The sequence below is a fragment of the Accumulibacter sp. genome (assembly GCF_023806565.1).
Classification (GTDB): domain Bacteria; phylum Pseudomonadota; class Gammaproteobacteria; order Burkholderiales; family Rhodocyclaceae; genus Accumulibacter.
This window is the reverse complement of the sequence record NZ_JAMTDV010000009.1, coordinates 1-6,838: the sequence shown is the minus strand read 5'-3', so window position 1 is coordinate 6,838 and position 6,838 is coordinate 1. Positions and strand designations below refer to the sequence as shown.

Annotated in this window: 8 protein-coding genes; 5 read left to right on the top strand and 3 right to left on the bottom strand. The window is 62.9% G+C overall.

Annotated features, from left to right (window positions below; genetic code table 11):
• Positions 1 to 149: 149 nt before the first annotated feature.
• From cysW to NFV80_RS00850, 3 genes are all read right to left on the bottom strand, one after another.
• Positions 150 to 1,037, bottom strand: a complete 888-nt coding sequence (gene cysW / locus NFV80_RS00860; RefSeq protein ID WP_296757518.1) for a sulfate ABC transporter permease subunit CysW — start codon at positions 1,035 to 1,037, stop codon at positions 150 to 152.
• A 1-nt stretch (position 1,038) separates the two neighbouring features.
• On the bottom strand, positions 1,039 to 1,875 hold the full coding sequence (cysT, locus tag NFV80_RS00855) for a sulfate ABC transporter permease subunit CysT (protein ID WP_295326401.1): 837 nt from the start codon (positions 1,873 to 1,875) through the stop codon (positions 1,039 to 1,041).
• Positions 1,876 to 2,063: 188 nt separating this feature from the next.
• A complete protein-coding gene (locus NFV80_RS00850) occupies positions 2,064 to 3,074 on the bottom strand; it encodes a sulfate ABC transporter substrate-binding protein (RefSeq protein WP_295326403.1) in 1,011 nt (336 codons plus the stop codon).
• Between the two features lie 909 nt (positions 3,075 to 3,983).
• Between NFV80_RS00850 and NFV80_RS00845 the strand changes: the two genes are divergently transcribed.
• From NFV80_RS00845 to NFV80_RS00825, 5 genes are all read left to right on the top strand, one after another.
• Positions 3,984 to 4,121 (top strand): hypothetical protein, encoded by a 138-nt coding sequence (locus tag NFV80_RS00845; RefSeq protein ID WP_295326406.1) that lies wholly within the window; start codon positions 3,984 to 3,986, stop codon positions 4,119 to 4,121.
• A gap of 11 nt (positions 4,122 to 4,132) precedes the next feature.
• Positions 4,133 to 4,663, top strand: coding sequence for an alpha/beta hydrolase (locus tag NFV80_RS00840; protein ID WP_295326408.1), 531 nt, complete (start codon positions 4,133 to 4,135; stop codon positions 4,661 to 4,663).
• A 178-nt stretch (positions 4,664 to 4,841) separates the two neighbouring features.
• Positions 4,842 to 5,021: a hypothetical protein gene (locus tag NFV80_RS00835; RefSeq protein WP_295326410.1), complete on the top strand. Its 180-nt coding sequence runs from the start codon at positions 4,842 to 4,844 to the stop codon at positions 5,019 to 5,021.
• A gap of 29 nt (positions 5,022 to 5,050) precedes the next feature.
• Positions 5,051 to 5,848, top strand: coding sequence for an ABC transporter permease (locus NFV80_RS00830; protein WP_295326414.1), 798 nt, complete (start codon positions 5,051 to 5,053; stop codon positions 5,846 to 5,848).
• Positions 5,849 to 5,858: 10 nt separating this feature from the next.
• Entirely contained in the window at positions 5,859 to 6,677 is an 819-nt protein-coding gene (locus NFV80_RS00825) for an ABC transporter ATP-binding protein (protein ID WP_296757514.1), read from the top strand.
• Positions 6,678 to 6,838 lie beyond the last annotated feature (161 nt).

Below are 6,838 nucleotides of genomic sequence, written 5' to 3'. Positions count from 1 at the left end.
GGATGGCGATGCTCATGGCTCATTCTCCGGAAGTTTAATGTGAAAGTCGCCTCAGCGACTCACGAACCTCCCCTCGCCCGCTTGCGGGAGAGGGGTCGGGGGGTGAGGGAAACGGGCATGACTTTCATTATTGGGGGCTTCTGGAACCGTCATGCCCGTTCGATGATTTCCTGCAACTGCCGGCGCGTCTGCCTTTCGACGAGCGTTTTCAGCGCCAGCGTGACAATGGCCAGCAAGGCCAGCAGCGAAGCTACGGCAAATGCGGCCGCGTAGTTGTATTCGTTGTAAAGGACTTCGACATACAGGGGCATGGTGTTGGTTTGGCCGCGAATATGCCCGGAGACCACCGACACCGCCCCGAACTCGCCCATTGCACGGGCGTTGCAGAGAATCACTCCATACAGCAGCCCCCACTTGATGTTGGGCAGCGTGGTGTACCAGAACACCTGCCAGCCGGAGGCGCCGAGAACGACAGCCGCCTCCTCTTCCTCGCCGCCTTGCGCTTCCATCAGCGGAATCAGTTCGCGGGCAACGAACGGGAAAGTGACGAAGACGGTCGCCAGCACGATGCCGGGCACTGCAAAGATGATCTGGATGTCGTGCTCCTGCAGCCAGGGGCCGAACCAGCCCTGGGCGCCGAACAGCAGGACGTAGATCAGGCCTGAAATCACGGGAGATACCGAGAAGGGGAGGTCGATGAAGGTGATCAGCAGGCGCTTGCCCGGAAAATCGAACTTGGCGATGGACCACGCGGCCGCCACGCCGAATACCAGGTTGAGGGGGACGGCAATCGCGGCGGTGATCAGGGTCAGCTTGATGGCCTCCCAGGCGTCGCGGCTGGTCAGCGCTGCCAGGTAGGCGCCCCAGCCCTTGCGCAGACCCTCGGCGAAGACCGTTCCCAGGGGCAAGAGCAAGAAAACTGCGAAGAAGGTCAACGCCACGCCGATCAATACCACCTTGACCCAGGTGGGCTCGCGGGTGCTGATCGTTTCTTCACGTTCGAGATTCCCGGCGTGCAGTGCAATGCTCGTACTCATCTCAGGATCCCTTGGTGTAACGGTTCTGCATCCACCCCTGCAGCGCATTGATGATCAGCAGAAGGACGAAGGAAAAGACCAGCATCACCGAGGCCACGGCAGTGGCGCCCGGGTAGTCGTACTGTTCGAGCTTGGTGATGATCAGCAGCGGCGTGATTTCGGAGATCATCGGCACGTTGCCGGCGATGAAGATGACCGAGCCGTATTCGCCCACTGCCCGGGCGAAGGCCATGGCGAAGCCGGTCAAGAGTGCCGGAGCGATGTGCGGCAGGATGATCCGCAGGAAGGTTTGCCAGCGTGCGGCACCGAGGCCGGCGGCGGCTTCCTCGACTTCCCTTTCGACATCGGCGAGCACCGGCTGCACCGTCCGCACGACAAAAGGCAGGCCGATGAAGACCAGCGCCAGCAGGACGCCTTTGGGCGTATAGGCGATCTCGATACCCCAGGGTTCGAGCAACTTGCCGACCGGGCCGTTCTCCGAGTAGATCGTCGCCAGGGCAATGCCGGCAACGGCGGTCGGCAAGGCGAACGGCAGGTCCACCAGCGAATCGATCAGGCGCTTGCCGGGGAAACGGTAGCGCACGAGCACCCAGGCGAAGATCAGGCCGAACACGACGTTGATGCCGGCCGCGAGCAGCGAGGCGCCAAAACTGAGTTGATACGAGGCAACGACCCGAGGACTGCTGACAGCGGTCCAGAAGGCTTCCCAACCCATCGTCAGGGTCCTGGTTCCCACCGCGGTGAGCGGAATGAGTACGATGAGGGTCAGATAGACCAGGGTGTAACCCATGGCCAGTCCGAACCCGGGTAGAGGGCTGAAGCGCTTCAGGCTGCCCATGTCTGTCTCCTGAAAGTGGAACCTTGATTCATTCTTTGTGTCTGTTGCGTTGCAGCATTTGCTGCGCGAAATCTAAGAGCGTGGGCCCGGCATGGGAAATACTGAATCGTGAAAAGCTAATTCACCATCGCTATCAAGAAAAAGCGGATGGCCAGGGCCACCCGCTTCGCTGTGTCCGGGTCCGCAGGTCAGCGCTTGCCGCCGGGAACGTAGATCTGGTCGAAGACGCCACCATCCGAGAAGTGGATCTTCTGCGCGTTCCGCCAGCCGCCGAAGACCTTGTCTACCGTGACCAGCTTGATCCTGGCAAACTGTTTTGCATATCTGGCGGCAATCTGCGCGTCCGTCGGACGGTAGAAATTCTTGGCAGCCACCTCCTGACCTTCGGGTGAGTACAGGTACTCGAGATAGGCCTGCGCGACCTTGCGCGTTCCACGCTTGTCCACCACCTTGTCGACCACCGCGACTGGCGGTTCAGCCAGAATGGATAGCGAAGGTGTCACGATTTCGAGCTTCTCTGCGCCGACTTCCTTGAGCGAAAGGTAGGCTTCGTTTTCCCATGCCACCAGGACATCGCCAATGCCTCGCTCGACAAAGGTGGTCGTCGCCCCGCGTGCACCGGAATCGAGGACCTTGACGTTGCGATAGAGCTGACCGACGAATTCCCTGGCCTTGGCTTCGTTGCCCCCCGGCTGTTCGAGCGCATAGGCCCACGCGGCCAGGTAGTTCCAGCGAGCGCCGCCGGAGGTCTTCGGATTCGGCGTGATGATCGCCACACCCGGTTTCACCAGATCGCTCCAGTCCTTGATCCCCTTGGGGTTACCCTTGCGCACCAGGAAGACGATCGTCGATGAGTACGGAGAAGAGTTGTGCGGCAGACGCTGTTGCCAGTCCCCCGGAATCAGCCCAGCGTCGGCGATGGCGTCGATGTCATACGCCAGCGCCAGCGTCACCACATCGGCCTGCAGGCCGTCGATCACGGCGCGCGCCTGCTTGCCCGAGCCGCCGTGTGACTGGTTGACGGTGACGTTGTCGCCGGCCTTGGCCTTCCAGTACTTGGCAAAAGCCGCGTTGAAGTCCTGGTACAACTCCCGTGTGGGGTCGTAGGATACATTCAGCAGGGAGATTTCGGCGCCGGCTGCGCCGCCGGCAAGCAGCGAACTGGCCAGCACGGCGACAAGAAAGCGTTTCAGGTTCATGAGGACTCCGTTCAATGGGACGATGGAACGGAGTCTAGGAAAGGCATGCTCGACAGCGAACGAATCTTTCCTTATTAGCTTATTCGGCGATGCTGGTTACCGTTGCCGCGGTGGCGCAGACCGTGTCCCTATCCTCCAACGGCTCACTCTTGAGGATCGTGTAACGTGGGTCTGGAGAACGCGCATGGCCTTTTCCAGCTTCCTGACCTCTCGCGGCGAGCCGGCCGAGTCCCGTGACCGCGCACCGCGGCTTTCGCCAGCAAGCTCGTAGCCTTGACATCGCAACCAGTCGATGATCGCTGCCAGGCTTTTTCGTCCGATTCCCTCGGCGCGCTCCAGGCGCCGATGGCCCAGGAGAGCGACCTCGCTCGGAGTGAAATCGGGACGACCAAACACCTTTCTCAGCGCGTTCCGCGGCATCGTCGGCAGTTGCCCATGCGCCTGCAGCTCGCAGGCGGGGGAATCATTCGCGCCGGAGGATCCGGCGCCAGTCGCCTCTGGTATGGCGTAATGCGACATCTCGCTGGCGCTCAGTGCGCTCCCGGGGGCTCTTGGCTCGCCGGGGCGCAAAGACTGTCTGCGGCGGGAAGCGGTGAGAACACGCGGGCAAGCTGAAATTCCACCACGGGACCCCATGGGAATTGGCGATCAAGGATGCCGTGAGATTAAACAGGGGGCGCCGCCAGGCGAAGCAAGAATTTCTTATAAGCGTTTGCAGCGGAAGCGGCTTACCGACCATGTCGGTCGCGTTTTTTCGGCAACCGACACGAACCTGCGAAATCGCTATTTGCTTATCCGACAAAAATCGTTCTCGATGCCCGTGGCCGTCGGCATCATGGGCGCCGCGCCGGCCGGCTTTGGCCGGAGCGAAACAAGGAAAGTACATGAACGACGAAGTGGTGGCGTGAAATGACGATCTTGCTGAACATCCTCCTGCCAACGAGCCTCTTCGGGACCGCCGGCGGCGTGTCGGAGGCGGCGCTGGTCGACCAGCGCCCATCCCGGCGCGCCAGGGCGACGATCAGCGGGAATGCCGGCCGCTCGTAAGAGGCGAATCCATGGAGACCATCCTCATCGTGCCAGGTCTGCGCAACAGCGGGCCAAGCCATTGGCAAACCTGGTTCGAAAGCAAGCTCGCCGGTGCCTCGAGGGTCGAGCAGGCCGACTGGGAGCGGCCCTGTCTTGTCGAATGGGCCGCACGCGTGCGCGAGGCCATCGACTCCCACGGCGGGCAGGTGTGGATCATTGCTCACAGCTTCGGTTGCCTTGCCGCAGTCAGCGCCGGTCTTGTCCGTGCCGAACGCATCCGTGCGGCATTGCTCGTGGCGCCTGCCGATCCCGATCGCTTCGGCAGAGCGGCCGAACTTCCGCAGGAACGACTGGCCTTTCCCAGTCTCGTCGTGGCGAGCAACAACGACCCGTGGGTGAAGCCCGGAGTCGCCGAACACTGGGCGGACGTATGGGGCAGCAGCTACCAGAATATCGGCGACGCGGGTCACATCAACGTCGACTCGGGTTACGGCCCGTGGCCGCAGGGGCTTGGCTTCTTCCGGGAGCTACGCCACGAAGTGCTGGCTTTGCCGGTTTGATCGCCGCAGCAGAAGCTTATACGCCGGCAATCGATATTCTTGGAAGGATTTCGTCGTTGTCCGGCTGAGCCGTGCCGGATTACCTTTCGTCGCTGCGAACGGGACCCTGGCACTGTCTTTTCTCGACGTCCGACAAGCATCCGTCTGCGCGAAACCAGAACCCATTCAAGGAATGCCGATGTCCCAAGTCCTCAGACGCGTCGCCGTGCTCGCCGTCGCCCTCCTCACTGCCGTCGGCGTCTCCCGAGCTGGCGAAGCGCCGAAGGAGATTCGCGTCGACTGCGCCCATTATTCGCCGCCCAGCCTGGCCCTCAAACCTGGGCCACGGTCGTGGTACGCTGAGGAGACGCGGCAATGAGCCAGGTCGGCAGCCCGGCCTCGGCGGTGATGGTCCCTGCCAGGCGCTTCGACAGGAGGGCGTTGATCCGGCGAAGCGAGGGTCTTCTGCTTCCTTCCATTCTGGTCATCACCTGGGAAGCGGTCGTGCGCGCCGGCCTGGTCAGCGCGCACCAGCTGCCGCCGCCGACCGAATTGATGACGACGCTGGTCGAGCTTGCCGGCAACGGGATGCTCGTCGAACACATCGCGATCAGCAGTCTGCGCGTTCTCATCGGCTTCCTGATCGGTGCCGGGCTCGCCATCGCCGTTGGTGCGACAGTCGGATTGTCGCGACGGGCCGAGGCCTTGCTCGACCCGACTTTCCAGGCGCTGCGCGCCATTCCGTCGCTGGCCTGGGTACCCCTGCTGCTGCTCTGGCTGGGGATCGACGAGGCGCCGAAGATCGTCCTGATCGCCATCGGTGCCTTCTTTCCCGTCTATCTCAACTTCGTCGCCGGCATTCAGAACGTGGACCGCAAGCTGGTCGAGGTCGGCGGCATCTACGGCCTGACCGGTTGGCGGCTGATTGCGCGCATCTTCCTGCCGGCAGCGCTGCCCAATCTATTCACGGGCTTGCGCACCGGCCTGTCGCTGTCCTGGATGTTCCTGGTTGCTGCCGAGCTGATTGCCGCCAGTCGCGGGCTCGGCTATCTGCTGACCGACGGCCGCGAAACCGGCCGTGCCGACCTGGTCATCGTCGCCATCATCGTCCTGGCTCTGCTCGGCAAGACCAGTGACAGCCTTCTGCGCTGGCTCGAAGATCGGCTGCTCGACTGGCGCGACGTTGTGGACAGCCGTTCGTCCTGAGAGATATTCCATGTCACACAATCTGCTCAACCTGGCGGTTGCCGCCAAGGATTTCCAGGCGCTGCGCGTTCTCAAGAAGGTCCGCTTCGGCATCGACTCCGGTGAAATCGTCAGTCTGGTGGGGCCCAGCGGTTGCGGAAAGAGCACCTTGCTGCGCATCATCGCCGGTCTCGACACCAGCTACCAGGGCGAGGTGCGCATCAGGGACAAGCCGCCGCACCTGCATTCGCGCGACGTCGGCCTGATCTTCCAGGAGCCGCGTCTGCTGCCCTGGCTCACGGTGGCCGAAAATGTTGCCTTCGATGTCGGGCGCAAGGGCCGCAATGATCCACACGTGACTCGCTTGCTGGCCGAAGTCGGGCTCAGTGATTTCGCGCGCGCCTACCCCAAACAGCTTTCTGGCGGCATGGCGCAGCGTGTGGCGATTGCCCGCGGCTTGTTCACGCAGCCTTCGCTGCTTCTCCTCGACGAGCCGTTCAGCGCCGTCGATGCCTTCACCCGCCGGCGACTGCAGGATCTGTTGCTGTCGGTCGCCGGGCATCACGGCACGACCCTTCTGCTCGTCACCCACGATGTCGACGAAGCGGTCTATCTCAGCGACCGGGTCATCGTTCTGGCCGATCGCCCCGGGCGGATCACCGGTCAGGTGATGGTCGGCGCAGAGCGTCCGCGCGACCGCCGCAATCCCCAACTGGCCAAGCGGGAAGCCGAGGTGCTCACGCTGCTCAACGACGGTACGAACCAGTTCTTCGACCTGTCCTACGACTTGGCGGCCGCCCCGCCACGCTGGCCAGCGACACGACTATCGAGCCTCGACTTCGCGATCTGACGCGCTGACTCCGGCGGAAACGCCGGGTCCGCGAGGTACTCCCCTCGCCTTACCGTCGCAGCATGCCCGTCTCGTCCACCCGGCGCAGCGCCGCGAGTTCTTCCGGAGATGGCTCGGGAACCACGTGCACCTCGGCCGCCACCTTGAGATCCCAGCCCGTG